The 19,882-nt window shown below is 70.1% G+C and carries 23 protein-coding genes; 17 read left to right on the top strand and 6 right to left on the bottom strand.

Going from position 1 to position 19,882, the window contains the following annotated elements; all coding sequences use genetic code 11:
- Nucleotides 1-4 precede the first annotated feature (4 nt).
- Complete coding sequence (locus tag ACRAKI_RS31075; protein ID WP_447004045.1) at nucleotides 5-682, bottom strand: hypothetical protein; 678 nt, start codon at nucleotides 680-682, stop codon at nucleotides 5-7.
- A gap of 73 nt (nucleotides 683-755) precedes the next feature.
- Here ACRAKI_RS31075 and ACRAKI_RS31070 point away from each other — a divergent pair, with 73 nt between their 5' ends.
- The 11 genes from ACRAKI_RS31070 to atpD all read left to right on the top strand — a co-directional run bounded on the left by ACRAKI_RS31070 (nucleotide 756) and on the right by atpD (nucleotide 10,736).
- Complete coding sequence (locus ACRAKI_RS31070; RefSeq protein ID WP_447004044.1) at nucleotides 756-1,430, top strand: hypothetical protein; 675 nt, start codon at nucleotides 756-758, stop codon at nucleotides 1,428-1,430.
- 55 nt (nucleotides 1,431-1,485) lie between these two features.
- Nucleotides 1,486-2,136, top strand: coding sequence for an L-threonylcarbamoyladenylate synthase (locus tag ACRAKI_RS31065; RefSeq protein ID WP_447004043.1), 651 nt, complete (start codon nucleotides 1,486-1,488; stop codon nucleotides 2,134-2,136).
- 170 nt (nucleotides 2,137-2,306) lie between these two features.
- Nucleotides 2,307-3,467, top strand: a complete 1,161-nt coding sequence (locus tag ACRAKI_RS31060; protein WP_447004042.1) for a glycosyltransferase family 4 protein — start codon at nucleotides 2,307-2,309, stop codon at nucleotides 3,465-3,467.
- Nucleotides 3,468-3,533: 66 nt separating this feature from the next.
- Complete coding sequence (locus ACRAKI_RS31055; RefSeq protein ID WP_447004041.1) at nucleotides 3,534-3,992, top strand: hypothetical protein; 459 nt, start codon at nucleotides 3,534-3,536, stop codon at nucleotides 3,990-3,992.
- 151 nt (nucleotides 3,993-4,143) lie between these two features.
- On the top strand, nucleotides 4,144-4,923 hold the full coding sequence (atpB, locus tag ACRAKI_RS31050; RefSeq protein WP_447004040.1) for a F0F1 ATP synthase subunit A: 780 nt from the start codon (nucleotides 4,144-4,146) through the stop codon (nucleotides 4,921-4,923).
- A 64-nt stretch (nucleotides 4,924-4,987) separates the two neighbouring features.
- Nucleotides 4,988-5,233 carry an ATP F0F1 synthase subunit C gene (locus tag ACRAKI_RS31045; RefSeq protein WP_447004039.1) on the top strand — a complete coding sequence of 82 codons (246 nt, stop codon included), beginning with the start codon at nucleotides 4,988-4,990 and terminating at the stop codon, nucleotides 5,231-5,233.
- Between the two features lie 32 nt (nucleotides 5,234-5,265).
- Nucleotides 5,266-5,811, top strand: coding sequence for a F0F1 ATP synthase subunit B (locus tag ACRAKI_RS31040; protein WP_447004038.1), 546 nt, complete (start codon nucleotides 5,266-5,268; stop codon nucleotides 5,809-5,811).
- 10 nt (nucleotides 5,812-5,821) lie between these two features.
- Nucleotides 5,822-6,658 (top strand): F0F1 ATP synthase subunit delta, encoded by an 837-nt coding sequence (locus ACRAKI_RS31035; RefSeq protein WP_447004037.1) that lies wholly within the window; start codon nucleotides 5,822-5,824, stop codon nucleotides 6,656-6,658.
- Nucleotides 6,659-6,717: 59 nt separating this feature from the next.
- Complete coding sequence (gene atpA / locus ACRAKI_RS31030) at nucleotides 6,718-8,364, top strand: F0F1 ATP synthase subunit alpha (protein WP_447004036.1); 1,647 nt, start codon at nucleotides 6,718-6,720, stop codon at nucleotides 8,362-8,364.
- 7 nt (nucleotides 8,365-8,371) lie between these two features.
- A complete protein-coding gene (locus tag ACRAKI_RS31025) occupies nucleotides 8,372-9,307 on the top strand; it encodes a F0F1 ATP synthase subunit gamma (RefSeq protein WP_447004035.1) in 936 nt (311 codons plus the stop codon).
- Complete coding sequence (gene atpD, locus ACRAKI_RS31020; RefSeq protein ID WP_447004034.1) at nucleotides 9,300-10,736, top strand: F0F1 ATP synthase subunit beta; 1,437 nt, start codon at nucleotides 9,300-9,302, stop codon at nucleotides 10,734-10,736. Before ACRAKI_RS31025 ends, atpD begins: the two co-directional genes overlap by 8 nt.
- Before the next feature lie 168 nt (nucleotides 10,737-10,904).
- Here atpD and ACRAKI_RS31015 read toward each other — a convergent pair whose 3' ends face one another.
- Nucleotides 10,905-11,651: an IclR family transcriptional regulator gene (locus tag ACRAKI_RS31015; RefSeq protein WP_447004033.1), complete on the bottom strand. Its 747-nt coding sequence runs from the start codon at nucleotides 11,649-11,651 to the stop codon at nucleotides 10,905-10,907.
- A gap of 140 nt (nucleotides 11,652-11,791) precedes the next feature.
- On the opposite strand from ACRAKI_RS31015, the gene ACRAKI_RS31010 reads away from it, so the two are divergent.
- A complete protein-coding gene (locus tag ACRAKI_RS31010; RefSeq protein ID WP_447004032.1) occupies nucleotides 11,792-12,157 on the top strand; it encodes a F0F1 ATP synthase subunit epsilon in 366 nt (121 codons plus the stop codon).
- A 22-nt stretch (nucleotides 12,158-12,179) separates the two neighbouring features.
- Nucleotides 12,180-12,611 (top strand): DUF2550 domain-containing protein, encoded by a 432-nt coding sequence (locus ACRAKI_RS31005; RefSeq protein ID WP_447004031.1) that lies wholly within the window; start codon nucleotides 12,180-12,182, stop codon nucleotides 12,609-12,611.
- A gap of 55 nt (nucleotides 12,612-12,666) precedes the next feature.
- Here ACRAKI_RS31005 and ACRAKI_RS31000 read toward each other — a convergent pair whose 3' ends face one another.
- Nucleotides 12,667-13,533 (bottom strand): NAD(P)-dependent oxidoreductase, encoded by an 867-nt coding sequence (locus ACRAKI_RS31000; RefSeq protein ID WP_447004030.1) that lies wholly within the window; start codon nucleotides 13,531-13,533, stop codon nucleotides 12,667-12,669.
- 92 nt (nucleotides 13,534-13,625) lie between these two features.
- Here ACRAKI_RS31000 and ACRAKI_RS30995 point away from each other — a divergent pair, with 92 nt between their 5' ends.
- On the top strand, nucleotides 13,626-13,988 hold the full coding sequence (locus ACRAKI_RS30995; RefSeq protein ID WP_447004029.1) for a winged helix-turn-helix transcriptional regulator: 363 nt from the start codon (nucleotides 13,626-13,628) through the stop codon (nucleotides 13,986-13,988).
- Between the two features lie 6 nt (nucleotides 13,989-13,994).
- Here the strand turns inward: ACRAKI_RS30995 and ACRAKI_RS30990 are convergent, their stop codons facing one another.
- Entirely contained in the window at nucleotides 13,995-14,567 is a 573-nt protein-coding gene (locus ACRAKI_RS30990; RefSeq protein WP_447004028.1) for a cob(I)yrinic acid a,c-diamide adenosyltransferase, read from the bottom strand.
- Nucleotides 14,568-14,662: 95 nt separating this feature from the next.
- Here ACRAKI_RS30990 and murA point away from each other — a divergent pair, with 95 nt between their 5' ends.
- A complete protein-coding gene (gene murA / locus ACRAKI_RS30985) occupies nucleotides 14,663-15,922 on the top strand; it encodes a UDP-N-acetylglucosamine 1-carboxyvinyltransferase (protein ID WP_447004027.1) in 1,260 nt (419 codons plus the stop codon).
- A gap of 18 nt (nucleotides 15,923-15,940) precedes the next feature.
- Here murA and ACRAKI_RS30980 read toward each other — a convergent pair whose 3' ends face one another.
- Nucleotides 15,941-16,240 (bottom strand): hypothetical protein, encoded by a 300-nt coding sequence (locus ACRAKI_RS30980; RefSeq protein ID WP_447004026.1) that lies wholly within the window; start codon nucleotides 16,238-16,240, stop codon nucleotides 15,941-15,943.
- Nucleotides 16,241-16,340: 100 nt separating this feature from the next.
- Here ACRAKI_RS30980 and ACRAKI_RS30975 point away from each other — a divergent pair, with 100 nt between their 5' ends.
- Nucleotides 16,341-18,332: a protein meaA gene (locus ACRAKI_RS30975; protein ID WP_447004025.1), complete on the top strand. Its 1,992-nt coding sequence runs from the start codon at nucleotides 16,341-16,343 to the stop codon at nucleotides 18,330-18,332.
- A 4-nt stretch (nucleotides 18,333-18,336) separates the two neighbouring features.
- Here the strand turns inward: ACRAKI_RS30975 and ACRAKI_RS30970 are convergent, their stop codons facing one another.
- Nucleotides 18,337-18,852 (bottom strand): cysteine hydrolase family protein, encoded by a 516-nt coding sequence (locus tag ACRAKI_RS30970; protein WP_447004024.1) that lies wholly within the window; start codon nucleotides 18,850-18,852, stop codon nucleotides 18,337-18,339.
- 71 nt (nucleotides 18,853-18,923) lie between these two features.
- On the opposite strand from ACRAKI_RS30970, the gene ACRAKI_RS30965 reads away from it, so the two are divergent.
- Nucleotides 18,924-19,874, top strand: coding sequence for a GlxA family transcriptional regulator (locus ACRAKI_RS30965; protein WP_447004023.1), 951 nt, complete (start codon nucleotides 18,924-18,926; stop codon nucleotides 19,872-19,874).
- Nucleotides 19,875-19,882: the final 8 nt, after the last annotated feature.

Raw genomic sequence — 19,882 nt, 5'->3', positions numbered from 1 at the left:
CGGTTCAGGGGCGCGCGTTGTCGATGAGGACTTTCAGGGTGGATCGGGTTTTCGACCACTCCGCGGAAGGCCCCGAGGCGTAGACGACGTACTCGATCCCACCCGTTTCCCAGTACGCGACGGCCGCCCGTTCAGCGACGCCGTCCACGGTTTCCTCGAAATCCCACCGCACCGCCGGGAATTGGCGGATCTCGGCTTGCGCGAGTGCCAACCTGGTGTGGCCGGGCTCCTGCTCGCGTTCGACGGCCGCCGCCGTGATGCGGGCGAGCAGGGTTGTCGACGGGTCGGTCACCGGCGCGCCGCCCAGCCGGATCTCGCGGCGGGGGTTCGTCGGGTCGGTCGCCACGAGGGTCGTCGCCACCGTGCCGGTGTTGATCGTCCAACCCTCGGGCACCGCGGTCGCCAGCCCACCTGGAGCTTCTACCAGCCGAAACCCAGGCGGAAGGGCGGGTGCGGCAGTGGTCGTGGGCACGGCGGACGGAGGCAGCGGTGGTGTGACGGGGTTCCGCGGGAGCGAGGGCGAGGCGTTGGGCGGACTGGGCAGGGGCACCGAGGCGGCGGACTTGGCCTGGAGCGTCAGCGCGCCCGCCGCACCCGCGACCGCCAGGTAGACCGCGGTGATCGACAACGCCAGCGGAAGGGCCGCGGCCGGCCTCCGGTCGGATTTCCGTGGATTCGCCATCTCGTCCTTTCCCGGGGTGACGGGATAACCTGGGGGCGATTTCCAGCCCGATGAGTAAATCGGAGAGTCGGCAATGCCTGTCAATGGGCCGAACGAGTGGACCGGCCAACGCGCGTGGCTCGCCTCCCGCATCGAACCGGTCGAGACCGCCGGTTTCGCCGACCTCGACCGCGCCCGCCTCACCCGCTCGGTCGCCGCGATCACGTCGGCCCTCGCCGATGACCGCACCGACGAAGCGCGCAACGCGGCCACCGTGGTGCGCGGCGAGCTCGACCGCGGCGGCAGCCCGCGGGCCGACGACCTCCTGCGCACCCACCTCGCCATCGCACTCGCCGCCCGCACCACCGAGATCCGCGCCGTCACGCCGGACGGCGCGCCGGCGGTGACCGACCGCCGTCGACTGGCCGAGTGCCGCGCCCTCGCCACCGAGATCCTGGCACTCAGCCCCGATCCGGGGCTGATCGCGTTCGCCACCGACCTGCACCACCGCCTGGACCGCGCAGAGCGGTGGCGCTGGGTCGAACCGGACGTGTGGACGGCGGCGGTCGTCGGCCTCGCGGTCCTCGTCCTGCCGTTCGTCGGCAGCGCGGTGGGCAGCGCGGCCGTCACCATCGGCGGTGTGGTGGTCGGCGGCGCCCTGGTGTTCGGCTTCGTGATGGCGCACCGCAAGCAGCAGTGGGCCGTCGACAAGGAGGTCGCCGTCGACGCGGGCACGGCGGGAACCGCCTTCCGCCGCCGCGGCCCGTGACCCACACCGCGACCTCCGCCGCTGCCCCGCACCCCGCTGTGCTTGGATCAGCAAGGTGAGCACGGTCTACGATTGCAGCGTCCAGGCTGACCGGGCGGCAGGCCTCTCCGCCGCCGCGAGCGCGGTGCGCTCCGGGCGCCTCGTGGTCCTCCCCACCGACACCGTCTACGGCATCGGCTGCGACGCGTTCGACGCGTCCGCCGTCCGCGGCCTGCTCGAAGCCAAGGGTCGCGGTCCGGACATGCCGGTACCGGTGCTGGTCGGTTCGTGGACCACCATCGACGGTCTGGTCCTCAGCGTCCCCCGGCAGGCCCGCGCCCTGATCGAGGCGTTCTGGCCCGGCGGCCTGTCGCTGGTGCTCCAGCACGCGCCGTCGCTGGCGTGGGACCTCGGTCACACCCGCGGCACGGTGATGCTGCGCATGCCGCTGCACCCGGTCGCCCTCGAACTGCTCCGCGACGTCGGCCCGATGGCCGTGTCCAGCGCCAACAAGTCGGGCTTCCCGCCCGCGGGCACCGCGCAGGAAGCGTGGGACCAGCTGGGTGAGGAGGTCGGCGTCTACCTGGACGGCGGCCCGGCGGCGGAGAACATCGCCTCCACCATCGTCGACCTGACCGGCCCCGACCCGGTGGTGCTGCGCGAGGGCGCGGTGCCGCTCGCCGAGGTGTCCAAGGCGCTGGGCGTCGAAGTCGAGGTCGCCCGCTAGTGGATCTTGCCGATCGGAGTAGCGTGGTGGTGCCGTCGCGCGAACCGCCCCAGCGGGATCCACTGCAGCGGGCTTCACCACAGCTGAATCCTCTGCGGCGGAATCCACCGCAGCGGGCCGCGCTACCGCAAGACCCACCCGACACCCCATCCCCGAGGGGCTAGCCAGCCGTGGGCCAGTTGCCTGCCGTGTCCAACGTCCTCCCCGTCCGGGAGTACCTGCTCGTCGCGCTGACCGCCGCGGTCGTGACGTTCCTGCTCGTCGGCCTGGTGCGCAAGCTGGCGTTCCGGATCGGCGCGGTCGCCTACCCGCGCCAACGCGACGTGCACGTCAAGCCGATGCCCCGGATGGGCGGGCTCGCCATGTACGGCGGCGTGCTGGGCGGCATGCTCCTCGCGCACCAGCTCCCGGTGCTGCGGTCGGCGTTCGACTTCTCCTACGACCCGTACGCGGTGATCGTGGGCGGTGGCGTGATCGTCCTGGTGGGTGTGCTGGACGACCGGTTCGAGCTGGACTCCCTGACGAAACTCGCCGGCCAGGTCACCGCGGCGGGCATCCTGGTGCTGTTCGGCCTGCAGTGGCTGCTGTTCTGGGTGCCGTGGGGCGACGACGGCGAGGGCACCGGCTCGCTGCTGTCGCTGGACCAGAACCAGGGCGCGATCCTGAGCGTGCTGCTGGCCGTGACCATGGTCAACGCGATGAACTTCGTGGACGGCCTGGACGGCCTGGCGGCGGGCATCGGCCTCATCGCCGCCACCGCCACCTGCGTGTTCTCCATCGGCCTGCTGGCCAACAACGGCGGTGACGTCGGCGCCTACCCGCCCGCGCTGATCGCCGCCACGCTGGCCGGCGCGTGCCTCGGGTTCCTGCCGCACAACTTCAACCCGGCCCGGATCTTCATGGGCGACTCCGGCTCGATGCTGATCGGGTTGATGCTCGCCGCGGCCACCATCTCCGCCTCCGGCAAGATCAACTACGAGTCGGTCCGCGCGACCGACGTCCTCGGCCTGCTGTCGCCGCTGGTCGTGGTGGCCGCGGTGCTGTTCGTGCCGATGCTCGACCTGCTGATGGCCGTGGTCCGGCGCACCCGGCGCGGCGAGAGCCCGTTCTCCGCGGACAAGATGCACCTGCACCACCGGCTGCTGGAGATCGGCCACTCCCAGCGCCGCGCGGTGCTGTTGATCTACTTGTGGGCGGGCGTGCTGGCGTTCGGCGCGGTGGCGTTGACGTTGTTCGACGTCGTGGTCGTGGTGTGGTGCCTGGGCATCGGACTTCTTCTCGCACTGTTGGTCTCCGCGATACCCAGACTTCGTGAGGTGCGCCGCACCTGACCCCCGATGGGCTGTCCACCGACCAGGCCTCTTTACACTCGGTCGTGAAGAGTGGGAAGGGGTGACATGAGCCAGGACAGCTCCCAGGACGCCAAGGAGTGGAGCCACGAGGCCGTCGTCGAACGGCTCGCCGGCGAGATGTTCCGCGGCGCGATGTGGGCGGCGCTCGTCACGGTGGCCATCTGCCTGGCCGTGTGGACGGGTGTGGCCGGCGTCACCGGTCTGGTCTCCGCTCTGATCGGTGGCGTGATCGCGTGCCTGTCCTCGGTCGGCACGCTGGTCCTCATGCGGAAGACCGCGGCACTGCCCGTGCAATTCATCATGGTCGCCGCGCTGGGCGGGTTCATGGGCAAGCTGATCCTGCTGGTCGGCGTGATGTTCCTGCTGCGCGCGTTCCCGGCGCTGCACGTGAACGCACTGGCGCTGACCACGGTCGCGACCATCGTGGTGACCACCTTCATGGAGGTGCGCGCTTCGAAGCGCAGTCGCAGTCAGATCGTCATCCCCACCCCTGGTAACACCTGATCTACCGGCTGGTACGGTTCGCGCAGGACGGGACACCCGGTAGTGGGGGTGCCTCTCGTAGCCGCTTGCGGTCCGTAAGGTACGTTCTGTCCAGATCGTGACGATTCCCCCGGCGGAGTGAACGCCGGCCGGGAGAACCGGAAGGAACACAGTGACCACGATGGTGCTGGCTGCGGGTGATGAGTTCGTCGCACCCGGTGTGAAGGACTTCTTCCTCCCACCGATCTTCGGCGAAGTCACCAAGCCGATGGTCCTAGTGGTGCTGTCGATCTTCATCATCTCCGCCTTCTTCCTGGCCGCCAGCCGCAACATGAAGCTGGTGCCGGGCAAGTTCCAGTTCCTGGCGGAGTCGTTCTACGACGTCGGGCGCAACGGCATCGCGCGCGAGCAGATCGGCAGCAAGGACTTCAAGCCGTTCGTCCCGCTCATCATCACAATCTTCAGCTTCATCCTGGTGAACAACCTGTTCGGGATCGTGCCGTTCGTGCAGTTCCCGACGATGGCGCACATCGGGTTCCCGCTGGCCGTCTCGCTCCTGGTGGTCTACCCGGTCTACCACTTCGTGGGCATCCGGCGGCACGGCTTCCTCGGCTACCTGAAGCACCAGACCATGCCGCCCAGCGCGCCGTGGTTCGTGCTCCCGCTGCTGATCCCGATCGAGTTCCTGCAGAAGTTCATCCTGAACCCGCTCACGCTCGCCCTCCGTGTTTTCGCGGCGATGTTCGCGGGTCACCTTCTGCTGATGGTGTTCATCCTGGCCGGTGAAGCCCTCCTGTTCTCGGGCGGCGTGGCGATCGCGGTCGCGCCGATCTCCTTCCTCTTCGCCATTGCGCTGACGTTCCTGGAAGCGCTGATCATGGTGTTGCAGGCCTACATTTTTGCTCTGCTGTCCGCCGGCTACATCGGCGCGGCGCTGGCGGAAGAGCACTGATAAAAAAGCAAGCCTCCGATCCACGACGAGCGTCGTGGACCGAATTGGAAAGGGAACGGCACAAGTGAGCGCTATCGTTCTTGCGCAGGAAGCCGGCATGACCGACGCGGGCCTGGCCGCCATTGGCTACGGCCTCGCCGCGATCGGCCCGGCGCTGGGTGTGGGCATGATCTTCTCCGCCGTCATCAACGGCACCGCGCGTCAGCCTGAGGCCCGCGGCGTGCTGCTGGGTCTGGCGTGGACCACCTTCGCCATCGTCGAGGTCCTCGCCCTGCTCGGCTTCGTCGTCTTCTTCCTCGCCACCGGCTGAGTGTTCATTCATCGCATAAGGAGACGGTTGTGATGAACACACTCATCGTGGCGGCCGAAGGGGTGCCGAGCCCGGTTCTGCCGCACACGTCCGAGATCATCATCGGACTGATCGCCTTCCTGCTGCTCTTCTTCATCATCAAGAAGTTCGTCACGCCGAAGTTCGAGGTCCTGTACGCCGAACGTGCCGCCAAGATCGAGGGCAGCATCGAGAAGGCGGAGCAGGCGCAGGCCGAGGCGCACAAGATGCTGGAGCAGTACAAGGCTCAGCTCGCCGAGGCGCGCGCCGAGGCGGCGCGCATCCGGGATGACGCCCGCATCGAGGGCGAGCAGATCATCACCGAGCTGCGGACGAAGGCCCAGGAAGAGTCCACGCGGATCGTCGCGCAGGGGCAGACCCAGCTGGAGACGCAGCGCGCGCAGATCGTCGCCGAGCTGCGGGGCGAGCTGGGCCGGCTGGCCATCGACCTGGCGGACCGGGTCGTCGGCGAGTCGCTGGAGGACGAGGTGCGCCGCCGGGGCACCGTCGACCGGTTCCTCTCCGAGCTCGACGGCACGTCGGCTCCGGCCGCCAAGTGAGGGAACGCCGATGACGCTGCACGCCGCTAGCCGTGACGCCCTCGCCGCCGCCGAACTCCGGCTGCTGGAGGTCGTGGACGGCACGACGGGCCCCACCGCCAGCGAGTCGCTGGCGAAGCTGGGCGAGGAGCTGTTCGCCGTCGTGAGCCTGCTGTCGGCGCAGCCCGCGCTGCGCCGGGCACTGGCCGACAACTCCTCCGAGGCCGCGTCCCGCGACCAGCTGCTGCACGGGCTGCTCGACGGCAAGGTCTCCGACGCGGCCCTGCAGGTGCTGGCCACGGTCGTCACCGCCCGCTGGTCCAGCCCGCGTGAGCTGGTCGACGGCGTCGAGTCGCTGGCCCGCACCACGCTGCTGGTGCGGGCGGAGCGGGACGGCAAGCTCGACTCGGTCGAGGACGAGCTGTTCCGGCTCGGCCGCATCATCGCCGGCAACCACGCCCTCGAACTGGCGCTGTCCGACCCGGCGGCCGAGTCCGCCGGCAAGGTCGCGCTGGTGGACAGCCTCGTCGCGGGCAAGGTCGACCGGACCACCAAGACCCTGGTGGACCAGCTCGTCCGTGAGCCGCGCGGTCAGGGAGTCGTCAACGGCCTGAGCGACCTCGCGTCGCTCGCGGCCAAGCGCCGGGAACGTTCAGTCGCGTACGTCCGTTCCTCCGTCGAGCTGGACGCGGCCCAGCGTGACCGACTCGAAGCCACGCTGACCAGGATCTACTCCAGGCCGATCGCGTTGCACGTGGAGGTCGACCCCACGCTGCGCGGCGGCCTGCTGATCAAGATCGGCGACGAAGTCATCGACGGAAGCGTGGCCGGTCGGCTGGCGTCACTGCGCCGCGACCTGGCCGGCTGACCGAACCGGAACCGCGGCCCACAAGCCCCTTCCCAGAACGAAGTGAGAGCAGGAACGACATGGCGGAGCTGACGATCTCGTCGGACGAGATCCGCAGTGCGATCGAGAAGTACGTCTCGGCCTACTCCCCGGAAGTGACCCGGGAAGAGGTCGGCGTCGTCGCGGAGACCTACGACGGCATCGCCATCGTCGAGGGTCTGCCCGGCACCATGACCAACGAGCTGCTGGAGTTCCCCGGCGGCGTGCTCGGCGTGGCCCTGAGCCTGGAAGTCCGCACGATCGGCGCGGTCATCCTCGGTGACTTCGACAAGATCGAAGAGGGCCAGGAGGTCAAGCGGACCGGCCAGGTGCTCTCCGTGCCGGTCGGTGACGGCTTCCTGGGCCGCGTGGTGAACCCGCTCGGCCAGCCGATCGACGGCCTCGGCGACATCGTGGCCGACGACAACCGCGCCCTCGAGCTCCAGGCCGCCTCGGTGCTGCAGCGCCAGCCGGTGAGCGAGCCGATGCAGACCGGCATCAAGGCCATCGACTCGATGACCCCGATCGGCCGCGGCCAGCGCCAGCTGATCATCGGCGACCGCAAGACCGGCAAGACCGCGGTCTGCATCGACACGATCATCAACCAGAAGAAGGCCTGGGACTCGGGCGACCCGCAGCAGCAGGTCCGCTGCGTGTACGTCGCCATCGGCCAGAAGGGCTCCACCATCGCGGGCGTCAAGACCGCGCTGGAGGAGGCGGGCGCGCTGGAGTACACCACCATCGTCGCCGCCCCCGCGTCCGACTCGGCCGGCTTCAAGTGGCTCGCGCCGTACACCGGCTCGGCCATCGGCCAGCACTGGATGTACCAGGGCAAGCACGTCCTGATCATCTTCGACGACCTGACCAAGCAGGCCGAGGCGTACCGCGCCATCTCGCTGCTGCTGCGCCGCCCGCCGGGCCGTGAGGCCTACCCGGGCGACGTCTTCTACTTGCACTCGCGCCTGCTGGAGCGCTGCGCGAAGCTGTCGGACGAGATGGGCGGCGGCTCGATGACCGGCCTGCCGATCATCGAGACCAAGGCGAACGACGTGTCGGCGTACATCCCGACCAACGTCATCTCGATCACCGACGGCCAGTGCTTCCTCGAGTCCGACCTGTTCAACGCCGGTGTGCGCCCGGCCGTCAACGTGGGTATCTCGGTGTCCCGCGTCGGTGGCGCCGCGCAGATCAAGGCGATGAAGACGGTTGCCGGCTCGCTCCGCCTCGACCTGTCGCAGTTCCGCGAGCTGGAGGCGTTCTCCGCCTTCGCCTCGGACCTCGACGCGGCCTCCCGCGCCCAGCTGGAGCGCGGCGCCCGCCTGGTCGAGCTGCTCAAGCAGGGCCAGTACTCGCCGGTGCCGGTCGAGGAGCAGGTCGTCTCGATCTACCTCGGCACGAACGGCCACTACGACGACATCCCGGTGGGCGACGTCCGCCGCTTCGAGTCGGAGTTCCTGGACCACGTCCGCCGCAGCCACGACGTCATCTTCTCGGGCATCCGCGAGTCCAAGACGTTGTCGAAGGACGCCGAGCAGGGCATCGTGGACGCTGTCAACGCGTTCAAGCAGCAGTTCACCGCATCGAGCGGCGCCGCGGTGGTCAACGAGGCGCCGGCCGAAGCGATGGACGCCGACAAGGTCGGACAGGAGTCGGTGAAGGTCAACCGGCCCGCTCCGACCGAGAAGTGACGTAGGCATGGCGGCCCAGATTCGCGAGCTGCGCCAGAGGATCCGCACGGTCAACTCGACCAAGAAGATCACCAAGGCGTACGAGCTCATCGCCACGTCCCGTCTCGCCAAGGCGCAGACGAGGGTCGCGGCGTCCCGTCCCTACGCGGAGGAGATCACCTCGGTCCTCTCCGCGCTGGCGACGGCGTCCGCGAACCTCGACCACCCGCTGCTGACCGAGCGCAAGAACCCGCGCCGTGCCGGCGTGCTGGTCGTGACCAGCGACAAGGGCATGTGCGGCGGTTACAACGCCAACGTGCTCAAGGCCGCCGAGGAGCTGCTGACGCTGCTGCGGTCCGAGGGCAAGGAGCCCGTGCTCTACGTCATCGGCCGCAAGGGCGCGGGCTACTACCGGTTCCGCCGGCGCGCGATCGCGGGCGAGTGGAGCGGGTTCTCGCAGCTGCCGCACTACGTCAACGCCTCCGAAGCCGGTGACGAGCTGGTCAAGGCGTTCGTCGCGGGCAGCGACGACGAGGGCGACCAGCCCGGCCCGGACGGCGTCCTGGGCGTGGACGAGCTGCACGTGGTCTACACGGAGTTCAGGTCCATGCTCAGCCAGACGCCGGTCGCCAAGCGGATCGCGCCGATGGTGGTCGACTACGACCCGGAGCCGCAGAAGATCCGGTCGGTGTACTCGTTCGAACCGAGCGCGGAGACGTTGTTGGGCGCTCTGCTGCCCAAGTACGTCAAGACCAGGCTCTTCTCGGCACTGCTGGACGCGGCGGCCTCGGAGTCGGCGGCGCGCCGGACCGCGATGAAGGCGGCGACGGACAACGCCACCGAACTGGTCCGGACCCTCAGCCGTCAGGCGAACCAGGCGCGCCAGGCCCAGATCACCCAGGAGATCAGCGAGATCGTCGGTGGCGCCTCCGCGCTTACCGGGGGCGCAGGAAGTGATGAGTGACATGAGTGCTACTGCCACCACCACCCGCACCGGCCGTGTGGTCCGGGTGATCGGTGCCGTCGTCGACGTGGAGTTCCCGCGTGGCGCGGTGCCGGAGCTGTTCAACGCTTTGCACGTGGAGATCACGGCCGAAGCGGTGGCCAAGACGCTGACCCTGGAGGTCGCCCAGCACCTGGGCGACAACCTGGTCCGCACCATTTCGATGCAGCCGACGGACGGTCTGATCCGCGGCGCGACGGTGTCCGACACCGGCAAGGCGATCAGCGTGCCCGTCGGCGACGTCGTCAAGGGGCACGTGTTCAACGCGCTGGGCGACTGCCTGGACGAGCCCGGTCTCGGCCGTGACGGCGAGCAGTGGGGCATCCACCGCAAGGCACCGGCGTTCGACCAGCTCGAGGGCAAGACCGAGATCCTGGAAACGGGCATCAAGGTCATCGACCTGCTGACCCCGTACGTCAAGGGCGGCAAGATCGGCCTGTTCGGCGGCGCGGGCGTGGGCAAGACGGTGCTCATCCAGGAGATGATCACCCGTATCGCCCGCGAGTTCTCCGGCACGTCGGTGTTCGCCGGCGTCGGCGAGCGCACCCGTGAGGGCACCGACCTCCTCCTCGAGATGGAGGAGATGGGCGTCCTCAACGACACCGCCCTGGTGTTCGGTCAGATGGACGAGCCGCCCGGCACGCGTATGCGGGTCGCGCTGTCCGCGCTGACGATGGCGGAGTACTTCCGCGACGTGCAGGGCCAGGACGTGCTGCTGTTCATCGACAACATCTTCCGGTTCACCCAGGCGGGTTCCGAGGTGTCGACCCTGCTGGGCCGCATGCCGTCCGCCGTGGGTTACCAGCCGACGCTGGCGGACGAGATGGGTGAGCTCCAGGAGCGCATCACCTCGACGCGCGGTAAGTCGATCACCTCGCTGCAGGCCATCTACGTGCCCGCGGACGACTACACCGACCCCGCGCCGGCCACCACGTTCGCCCACCTGGACGCGACGACGGAACTCTCCCGTCCGATCTCCCAGAAGGGCATCTACCCGGCGGTGGACCCGCTGTCCTCGTCGTCCCGGATCCTCGAGCCGTCGATCGTCGGCGAGGAGCACTACCGGGTGGCGCAGGAGGTCAAGCGGATCCTGCAGAAGTACAAGGAACTGCAGGACATCATCGCCATCCTCGGCATGGACGAGCTGTCCGAAGAGGACAAGGTCCTCGTCGGTCGCGCCCGTCGCCTGGAGCGCTTCCTCGGCCAGAACTTCATCGTGGCCGAGAAGTTCACCGGCCAGCCGGGGTCGTTCGTGCCGATCAAGGACACGATCGAGGCGTTCGACCGCGTCTGCAAGGGCGAGTTCGACCACCTCCCGGAGCAGGCGTTCTTCTCCTGCGGCGGGTTGGACGACGTCGAGGCCAACGCCAAGAAGCTCGCGGGCAAGTAAGCCCACCCGGGCACACCAGGGCCGTCCCCGCCACGCGGGGGCGGCCCTGCCGCTTTACCCCACCCGACTGCGCAACTCGCGGTGCCCGACCGGAGGACTCGCGGTGCCGGAGCGGAGGACTCGCGGGGCTTGGGCGAGTTGTCCAGTCGGGCACCGCGAGTTGCGCGGTCAGGTCGAGGCCCAGCACAGGGCGCGGGAGATGGCGAAGCCGCACGTGCGCACGGCGGGCACGACTGCCTCCGTACCCGTTCCGGTGGGCACCACGACCGACACCGCGGCCACCACGTCCCCGTCCTGCCCCCGGACCGGAGCGGCGACCGAGTACGTGATCATCTCGATCTGGCGGTCGCTGATGGCGTAGTCGTCCCGCCGCACCCGCGCCAGCACCTCGCGCAGCCCACCGGGCGACACGATCGTCTTCGGCGTGTACCGCTTCAGCGGCCCCGCGAGCACGGCCTCCTGCACCGCCGCCGGCGCGGCGGCCAGCAGCACCAGCCCGACACCCGTGCAGTGCAACGGCATCCGGCTGCCGACCCGCGTCACCACGTTCACCGCGTCCCGCGCCGAGATCCGCTCGACGTACACGACCTCCGTGCCGTCCCGCACGGCCAGCTGCACGTTGTGCCGCGTCACCTCGTACAGGTCCTCCAGGAACGGCAGCGCGCGCTCCCGCAGGTCCAGGCTCCCCGGCGCCAGCACGCCCAGCTCCAGCAGCCTCAGCCCCACGGAGTACCGCCCGTCCGCCGCACGGTCCAGCGCGCGCAGCTCCACCAGCGTCGCCACCAGCCGGTGCGTCGTGCTCAACGGCAGCCCGGAGTGGCGGCTCAGCTCGGACAGCGTCACCGCCGGCCGGTCCGCGCTGAACACCGACAACAGCGAGAACGCCCGCTCCAGCAGCGACTTCGGCGTGGGCACGGGCCCAGTCTCGCACCCACCGGAACCTCCCCGGGTCGTGCGCCACGGCACCGCGAGAGCGTCTGGGGGTGGCTGGTGCGGCGGGGTGTTCCGGTCACCGTTTAGACTGCACGTGACTCCAGTCGACGAGGGAGATGCGCGTGGCCGAGATGACCGTCCAGTTGGTCGCCGTGGAACGCCGCCTGTGGTCGGGCAAGGCCACCTCGGTGGTCGCGCAGACGCTTGAAGGCGAGATCGGCATCCTGCCCGGCCACGAGCCCGTGCTCGGGCAGTTGGTCGAGGGCGGCGTGGTCCGGATCCGCACCACGGACAACGAGCTGGTGACGGCGGCCGTGCACGGTGGCTTCCTCTCCGTCACCGGTGACGGGGTGAGCGTCCTGGCCGAGGACGCGGAGCTGTCGCACGAGATCGACGTCGAACGGGCCCGCGCGGACGTCCGGAACGTGGACGACGTGCAGCGGGTCAGGGCCATCGCGCGGCTCCGCGCCGCGGGTCACACGGCCTGACGCGGACGAGCGGACAAACGCCGTGGGGATCGCCGAACTGGTCGGGGTGGTCCTGTTCGTCGCGGTGGTGGTCCTCACGTACCTCGCGTGGCGCCGCGTCCGGTTGTTGCGAGCGGGCGGTGTGCACGTCGCGCTGAGATCGAGGCTCGAAGGCTCCGGTCGGGGCTGGCACCTGGGCGTCGGGCACTACCGCGGTGACGAGTTCACCTGGTTCCGCGTGCTGAGCCTGAGCTCCGGCCCGGACATGGTCATCTCCCGCGAGGGGTTCGAGATCGACGACCGACGCGAGCCCACCCCGCCGGAGACGTACGCGATGCCCACGGGCGCGGTAGTGCTCCGCTGTCGTGGCAACAGGGGCGAAGTCGAGATCGCGATGGGCCCGGACGCGCTGACAGGATTCCTGTCCTGGTTGGAATCAGCGCCTCCGGGCCGCTCCATTCCCTGGGCCTCCTGAACCGGAACTTCCTGCCGGCGCTCGGCCGGCTGCTGCCTCGGGTGCGGGCCGCTGCTCAGGCGGGCTGCTTGATGCTCTCGTAGATGCGGGCGAAGCCCTCCTCGCCGTGGCCGGCGTCGACCTGCCGCCGGATCAGGTTCTGCACCATGCCGATCACCTCGGTGCCGACGCCCTGCGCGGCGCTCGCTTCAACCATGTCGCCGAGGTCGGAGAACTCCAGGCTCTGCTGCCCGGCGACGGTGTAGTCACCGCCGTCCACCACCGCGGCGAACTCGGCGAACGCCCCGGTCATCGCGGACAGCCACGGCGCGGCCCGACCGGCGAACTCCGTCGCGGACACGCCCGCTCCCGCCACCATCGCCGCACCGTGCAGGAACCCGGCGAACATGACGTACATGCCGGAGAGCAGGGCGAAGTCGTACAGCGACGCCATGCCCGGGTCCTCGCCGAAGTACGTGCTCTCGCCCCACAGGTCCAGCAGCGGACGGCACTGCTCGAACGCGTCGGCCGACCCGCTGTAGAGGACGGACGAGCCGGGCTGCCCGATCATCGACGGCACGGCCATGATGCCGCCGTCCAGGTGCACCACGCCGCGGTCGGCTGCCCAGCCCGCGATCTCCCTGGCCTGGTCCGGGGTGGTCGTGGTGACGTTGACCAAGGTCCGGCCGGCGAGCTGGTCGGCGACCGGGTCGAGGACTTCGTGGACCGAAGCGGCGTCGAAGAGGCAGGCGACCACGACCTGGCTCGCGGCCACCGCGTCGCGCGCCGTCGTGGCGGCGGTGGCGCCCAGGTCGACCAGGACGCCGGCCTTGCCGGGGGACCGGTTCCAGACCGTGGTCGGGTGGCCCGCCCCGACCAGTGCCGCCGCCAGGGCCGAACCCATCTCGCCGAGTCCGAGAACGCTCACAGAGGTGTTTGTCATGCCTAGATCGTCGCCGGTACCGGTACTCTCGACCAGTACGGACTAATTAGTGCAGTACCCACCTTGTGGTAAGCGTGGTCCGAGGAGGGCAGATGGCGACGAAGGCCCGACGTGGTCCCTACTTCTGCGGTATCGACGCCGCGATGGACGTGGTGTCCGGGAAGTGGAAGTCGCTGATCCTCTGGGAGCTGCACCAGCACGGCGTGCGGCGTTTCGCCCAGCTCCGCCGGGGCCTGCCGGGGGTGAGCGAGAAGATGCTCGTCCAGCAGCTGCGGGAGATGGAGGAGGACGGCCTGGTGCGCCGCGAGGTGTTCCCGGAGGTGCCGCCCCGGGTCGAGTACGCGCTGACCGAGCACGGCACCTCCCTCAACGACGCGCTGTCCGCGTTGGGCGACTGGGGCGCCGAGCGGATCGCGCGCATCGGCGCCGAGAAGGTCGACCACGCGGCGGGCTGACCGCGTTCAGGCGTTGGCGCCGGGCTGCCAGAGCACGTCGCCGTCCGGGTTCGCCACCCTGGCCAGGATGAACAGCAGGTCGGACAGCCGGTTCAGGTACTTCGCGGTCAGCACGTTCGTCTGCTCCGCCTCGACCTCGATCAGCGCCCACGTGCCGCGCTCGGCCCGCCGCGCGATGGTCCGCGCCTGGTGCAGCAGGGCCGCGCCGGGCGTGCCGCCGTTCAGGATGAAGGACTCCAGCTTGCCCAACCGGGAGTTGAACGAGTCGCACCACGACTCCAACCGGTCCACGTAGGCCTGGGTGATCCGCAGCGGCGGGTACTTCGGGTCCGGGGCGATCGGCGTGCACAGGTCGGCCCCGACGTCGAACAGGTCGTTCTGGACCTGCCGCACGACCTCGGCGACGTCCTGCTCCAAGGCGCCGAGGGCCAGGGCCACGCCGAGCGCGGCGTTGGTCTCGTCCACGTCGGCGTACGCCGTGATCCGAGGTGACGTCTTGGGCACGCGGGAGAAGTCGCCGAGCCCGGTGGTCCCGTCGTCGCCTACCCGGGTGTAGATCTTCGTCAGGTGCACGGCCATGCCGAGCACTGTAGACACCGCAGTGGGCCACCACGGACGGGCACGATTCAGACCATCCGTAGGATTGCCCGCACATCGAGCGAGGAGTTCCTTACGTGAGTGAGCACTTCCGGGTTCAGGGCGGTGGGCGCCTCGTCGGCCATGTCGACGTCGTAGGCGCGAAGAACAGCGTGCTCAAGCTGATGGCAGCGGCACTGCTCGCCGAGGGCACCACCACCATCACCAACTGCCCGGAGATCCTGGACGTGCCGCTGATGGCGGACGTGCTGCGCAGCCTGGGCTGCGAGGTGACCCTGGACGGCAGCGTCGTCACGATCAGCACGCCGAAGGAGCTCAACCACCGGGCCGACTCGGAGGCGATGGGCAAGCTCCGCGCGTCCGTCTGCGTGCTGGGGCCCCTGGTGGGCCGGTGCCGGCGCGCGGTGGTCGCGCTGCCGGGCGGCGACGCGATCGGCAACAGGCCGCTGGACATGCACCAGGCCGGCCTGCGCAAGCTCGGCGCGCACAGCGAGATCGAGCACGGCTGCGTGGTCGCCGAGGCCGAGGGCCTGCACGGCGCCCAGATCTGGCTCGACTTCCCGAGCGTCGGCGCGACGGAGAACATCCTGATGGCGGCGGTGCTGGCGAACGGCACCACGGTCATCGACAACGCCGCCCGCGAGCCGGAGATCGTGGACATCTGCGTGATGCTCCAGGAGATGGGCGCGAAGATCGAGGGCGCGGGCACGTCCACGCTCACGGTGCACGGCGTCGAGTCGCTGCGGCCGACCGAGCACCGCGTCATCGGGGACCGGATCGTGGGCGCCACCTGGGCGTTCGCGGCGGTCATGACGCGCGGCGACATCACCGTGCACGGCGTGAACCCCCACCACCTCGACCTGGTGCTGGAGAAGCTGCGGATGGCGGGCGCGGACGTGACCGTCTTCGACGACGAGGGCTTCCGCGTGGTGCAGCGCGACCGGCCCCGGTCGGTGGACTTCGTGACGCTGCCGTACCCCGGTTTCGCCACCGACCTCCAGCCGTTCGCGATCGCGCTGTCCAGCGTGTCCGAGGGCACGTCGATGATCACCGAGAACCTGTTCGAGGCGCGGTTCCGGTTCATCGAGGAGATGGTCCGGCTGGGCGCCGACGCGCGCACCGACGGCCACCACGCGGTGGTGCGCGGGGTGGAGCGGCTGTCCAGCGCGCCGGTGTGGGCGTCGGACATCCGCGCGGGCGCGGGGCTGGTGCTGGCCGGGCTGTGCGCGGACGGTGCGACCGAGGTGTACGAGATCTTCCACATCGAGCGCGGCTACCCGGGCTTCGTGGAGAACCTGCGCAAGCTGGGTGCGGTCGTGGAGCGCGTCAGCGGCTGACCCGGGGCCCACGGCCGGTCACCACAGCTGTTCCCGCAGCAGGAGCTTGGCGTCGGGCGCGTCGGCGGGGAACACCATGAGCCGGTGCAGGCCGTCGCGCGGGACCACGGTCACCTTGATCCGCGCCGCCCGCAGGCGTGTGGCCAGCACGTCGGCGGCGGCCGGGGAGGACACGGCGGTGACTTCGGTGAGCAGGCCGAAGTCGTCTCCGGTGTAATCGGGCACGGCCCGCCGGTCGTTGCCGAACGCCCACCTCAGCACCAGCGCGAGGAAGGCGAAGACGACTGCCGTCAGCAGGAGGGTGGTGAGCGTGGTCACGCCCGCTATCGTCCTCCAGCTTCGATTCAGTGAGCAACGGCACGCGCGGCCCGTGTTACCCGTCAGTACGCTACGGGGAACAACGTCGTAGGAGGTTGCCGTGCCGTACCCGGCCGACCGAGAGCGCGACCGTCCGTGGGTGATGCGGACGTACGCGGGTCACTCCAGCGCCACCGCCTCCAACGCGCTGTACCGCCGCAACCTCGCCAAGGGCCAGACGGGCCTGTCCGTGGCGTTCGACCTGCCCACTCAGACGGGTTACGACCCGGACGACGAGCTGGCCAGGGGCGAGGTCGGCAAGGTCGGCGTGCCTGTCAGCCACATCGGCGACATGAGGCAGCTGTTCGACCAGATCCCGATGGGTGAGGCGAACACGTCGATGACCATCAACGCGACGGCCATGTGGCTGCTCGCGCTGTACGTGAGCGTGGCCGAGGAGCACGGCGCCGACCGCGCCACCCTCGCGGGCACCACGCAGAACGACATCATCAAGGAGTACCTGTCCCGCGGCACGTACGTGTTCCCGCCGGGGCCGAGCCTGCGGCTGATCACCGACGTGGTCGCGTGGACCGTGTCGAACGTGCCCAAGTGGAACCCGATCAACATCTGCTCGTACCACCTGCAGGAGGCGGGCGCGACGCCGGTGCAGGAGATCGCGTATTCGATGTCGACCGCGATCGCGGTGCTCGACTCGGTGTTCGACTCCGGCCAGGTGCCCGAGGAACGGCGCGGCGAGGTCGTCGCCCGGATGTCGTTCTTCGTGAACGCCGGGGTGCGGTTCGTCGAGGAGATGTGCAAGATGCGGGCGTTCGTCCAGCTGTGGGACGAGATCACCCGCGACCGGTACGGCATCGCCGAGCCCAAGCACCGCCGGTTCCGGTACGGCGTGCAGGTGAACTCGCTCGGGCTGACCGAGGCGCAGCCAGAGAACAACGTGCAGCGGATCGTGCTGGAGATGCTGGCCGTGACGCTGTCCCGCGACGCGCGCGCCCGTGCGATCCAGCTCCCCGCGTGGAACGAGGCGCTGGGCCTGCCCCGGCCGTGGGACCAGCAGTGGGCGCTGCGCATGCAGCAGGTGCTGGCCTACGAGACGGACCTGCTGGAGTACCAGGACATCTTCGACGGCTCGCACGTCGTCAAGGCCAAGGTGGACGAGATCGTCGAGGGCGCGCGGGCCGAGATCGACCGCGTGCAGGCGATGGGCGGCGCGGTCGCGGCCGTCGAGTCCGGGTACATGAAGTCGGCGCTGGTGTCGTCGTTGGCGGACCGGCGTCGGCGGGTCGAGTCCGGTGAGGACGTCGTGGTGGGCGTGAACAAGTTCGCCACCACCGAGCCGTCGCCGTTGCAGACCGAGGGCGCGGACTCGATCCTGCAGATCGACCCGGTGGTGGAGCAGCAGGCGGTCGAGGCGCTCCGGGAGTGGAAGGCCTCGCGCGACGACGCCCTGGTGAAGTCCACCCTGGACGACTTGCGCGCGGTGGCCAAGACGGATCGGAACCTGGTCGAGGCGACCATCGCGTGTGCTCGCGCGGGCGTGACGACCGGGGAGTGGTCGTCGGCGCTGCGCGAGACGTTCGGCGAGTACCGGGCTCCCACCGGTGTGTCGGCCGCGTCGGCGTCCGGTGAGGCCGGGGCCGAGATCGGCCGGGTGCGCGAGCGGGTGCGGGCGACCGGTGAGGAACTGGGCGAGCGGCTGCGGATCCTGGTGGGCAAGCCGGGGCTCGACGGGCACTCCAACGGCGCCGAGCAGGTGGCCGTGCGGGCGCGCGACGTCGGCTTCGAGGTCGTCTACCAGGGCATCCGCCTCACGCCCGCGCAGATCGTCGCCGCCGCCGTGCAGGAGGACGTGCACGTGGTGGGCCTGTCGATCCTGTCCGGCTCGCACCTGGAGGTCGTGCCCGCCGTGGTCGACGGCCTGCGGGCGGCCGGCGCCGGTGACGTGCCGGTCGTCGTCGGGGGGATCGTCCCGCCCGACGACGCCGACAAGCTCCGGGAACGCGGTGTGGCGCGGGTGTTCACGCCGAAGGACTACGAGCTGACCCGGATCATGGACGAGATCGTGACCGTGGTGCGGTCGGTCCACGGCCTCTAGCGCCTCAGACGAGGTCGTCGGTCGAGACGATCTCGGCGAAGCCACCGCCACGCAGGTTGGTGGCGGTGGCCTGGGCGAGCTGGTCGGCGGTCAGGTCCTCCAGGTCGAACGTGAACGTGGCGTCGAGGACGACCTCCACCCGGTAGCCGAGGTTGCCGCCGACCCGGGCGGTCGTCTCCACGCACATGTTCGTCTGGACGCCGGCGAGCGCGATGTCGGTGATGCGCCGGGCTGTCAGCCACGCGTGGAGGTCGACCTCGCCGTGGAACGCGGAGTTGACGTTCTTGGCGAACACCAGGTCGGGCTCGGCCAGGTCGAGTTCCGGCTTGAACCGGTTGCCGTCCTGGCCGGGGCGCAGCGGTGAGCCCGGCGTGGTCGAGTCGTGCCGGACGAGCACCAGGGGGCCGGTCCACGAGGCCAGCAGCCGGGCGACGTTGGCCTCCGCGTCGGGGTTGTTGCGCTTGCCCCAGTACGGGTCGTCGAAGCCGCGCTGCACGTCGATCAGGATCAAAGCGGTCATGCCGCAACTGTGCGTCCGACATGGCCTGGGACGTGAGTGGCAGATCCGGCGCGTTGAGGTACTTTCCTGCCATGCGCGCGGTCGGTGTCCTGGTGTTGCCGGGAAGTCGGATGTTCGACGTGTCGGTGGTCAGCGAGGTGTGGGGCGTCGACCGGACCGACAGCGGCATCGGCCCGTTCACGCTGCGGCTCTGCGCTCCCGGGCGGGCGGCGACGCCGGTGGAGCCGGTGGGCGTCATTCCGGCGACGCACGGGTTGGCCGGGTTGGCCGACTGCGACCTGGTGGTGGTGCCCGGTCGGGTCGATCCGTCCGCGCCGGTGCCGCCCGCGGCCGTGCGCGCGCTGCGGTCGTTCTCCGGCACGGTCGCGGCGCTGTGCTCGGGCGCGTTCACGGTGGCGGCGGCGGGGTTGCTGGACGGTCGGGAGGCGACGACGCACTGGCGGCTGCTCGACGCCCTGGAGGACGCCGCACCTCGCGCGCGTGTCGTGCGGGACGTGCTCTTCACCGATGGCGGCGAGGTCCTGACGTCGGCGGGTGTGGTCGGCGGCTTGGACCTGTGCCTGCACTTGGTGCGCCGGGCGCACGGTGCTGACGTGGCCGCGGCCTTGGCCCGTCGCCTGGTGATGCCGCCGACCCGTGAGGGAGGCCAACGCCAGTACGTGGACCCGCCCCTGCCCACCAGACCGGACCGCGCCGGTATCGCCTCCACAGTGGACTGGGCGGTGGGGCGGCTGGGCACGCCGATCGGCGTCGCCGACCTGGCCGCGCACGCGGGGATGAGCGACCGGACCTTCCACCGGACCTTCCTCGCCGCGACCGGCAGCACCCCCGGCCGGTGGCTCCGGGTGCAGCGGGTGCGACTGGCGCAACGCCTGCTGGAGACGACGGACCTCCCGGTCCACCGCGTGGCGGAGCGTTCAGGCCTGGGCACCCCCACCAACCTCCGCCGCCGACTGCGCGCCGAACTGGGCGTGACCCCGGACGCCTACCGCCGCACGTTCCGAGTACCGGCAGCCTCCTGACCGGCGGT

The organism is Saccharothrix isguenensis, assembly GCF_052936305.1.
Note: the sequence above shows the minus strand (reverse complement) of the source record. Positions and strands in the feature narration are given on the sequence as shown.

Excerpts from the sequence above, each read along its gene's own strand:
- ACRAKI_RS31070 (WP_447004044.1), top strand. The coding sequence starts at position 756 with ATGCCTGTCAATGGGCCGAACGAGTGGACCGGCCAACGCGCGTGGCTC.
- ACRAKI_RS31040 (WP_447004038.1), top strand. The coding sequence starts at position 5,266 with ATGAACACACTCATCGTGGCGGCCGAAGGGGTGCCGAGCCCGGTTCTG.
- ACRAKI_RS30965 (WP_447004023.1), top strand. The coding sequence starts at position 18,924 with ATGCGCGCGGTCGGTGTCCTGGTGTTGCCGGGAAGTCGGATGTTCGAC.
- ACRAKI_RS30990 (WP_447004028.1), bottom strand. The coding sequence starts at position 14,567 with ATGGCCGTGCACCTGACGAAGATCTACACCCGGGTAGGCGACGACGGG.
- ACRAKI_RS31025 (WP_447004035.1), top strand. The coding sequence starts at position 8,372 with ATGGCGGCCCAGATTCGCGAGCTGCGCCAGAGGATCCGCACGGTCAAC.
- ACRAKI_RS31075 (WP_447004045.1), bottom strand. The coding sequence starts at position 682 with ATGGCGAATCCACGGAAATCCGACCGGAGGCCGGCCGCGGCCCTTCCG.
- ACRAKI_RS30995 (WP_447004029.1), top strand. The coding sequence starts at position 13,626 with ATGGCGACGAAGGCCCGACGTGGTCCCTACTTCTGCGGTATCGACGCC.
- atpA (WP_447004036.1), top strand. The coding sequence starts at position 6,718 with ATGGCGGAGCTGACGATCTCGTCGGACGAGATCCGCAGTGCGATCGAG.
- ACRAKI_RS31035 (WP_447004037.1), top strand. The coding sequence starts at position 5,822 with ATGACGCTGCACGCCGCTAGCCGTGACGCCCTCGCCGCCGCCGAACTC.
- ACRAKI_RS30970 (WP_447004024.1), bottom strand. The coding sequence starts at position 18,852 with ATGACCGCTTTGATCCTGATCGACGTGCAGCGCGGCTTCGACGACCCG.
- ACRAKI_RS31000 (WP_447004030.1), bottom strand. The coding sequence starts at position 13,533 with ATGACAAACACCTCTGTGAGCGTTCTCGGACTCGGCGAGATGGGTTCG.
- atpD (WP_447004034.1), top strand. The coding sequence starts at position 9,300 with ATGAGTGACATGAGTGCTACTGCCACCACCACCCGCACCGGCCGTGTG.
- ACRAKI_RS31055 (WP_447004041.1), top strand. The coding sequence starts at position 3,534 with ATGAGCCAGGACAGCTCCCAGGACGCCAAGGAGTGGAGCCACGAGGCC.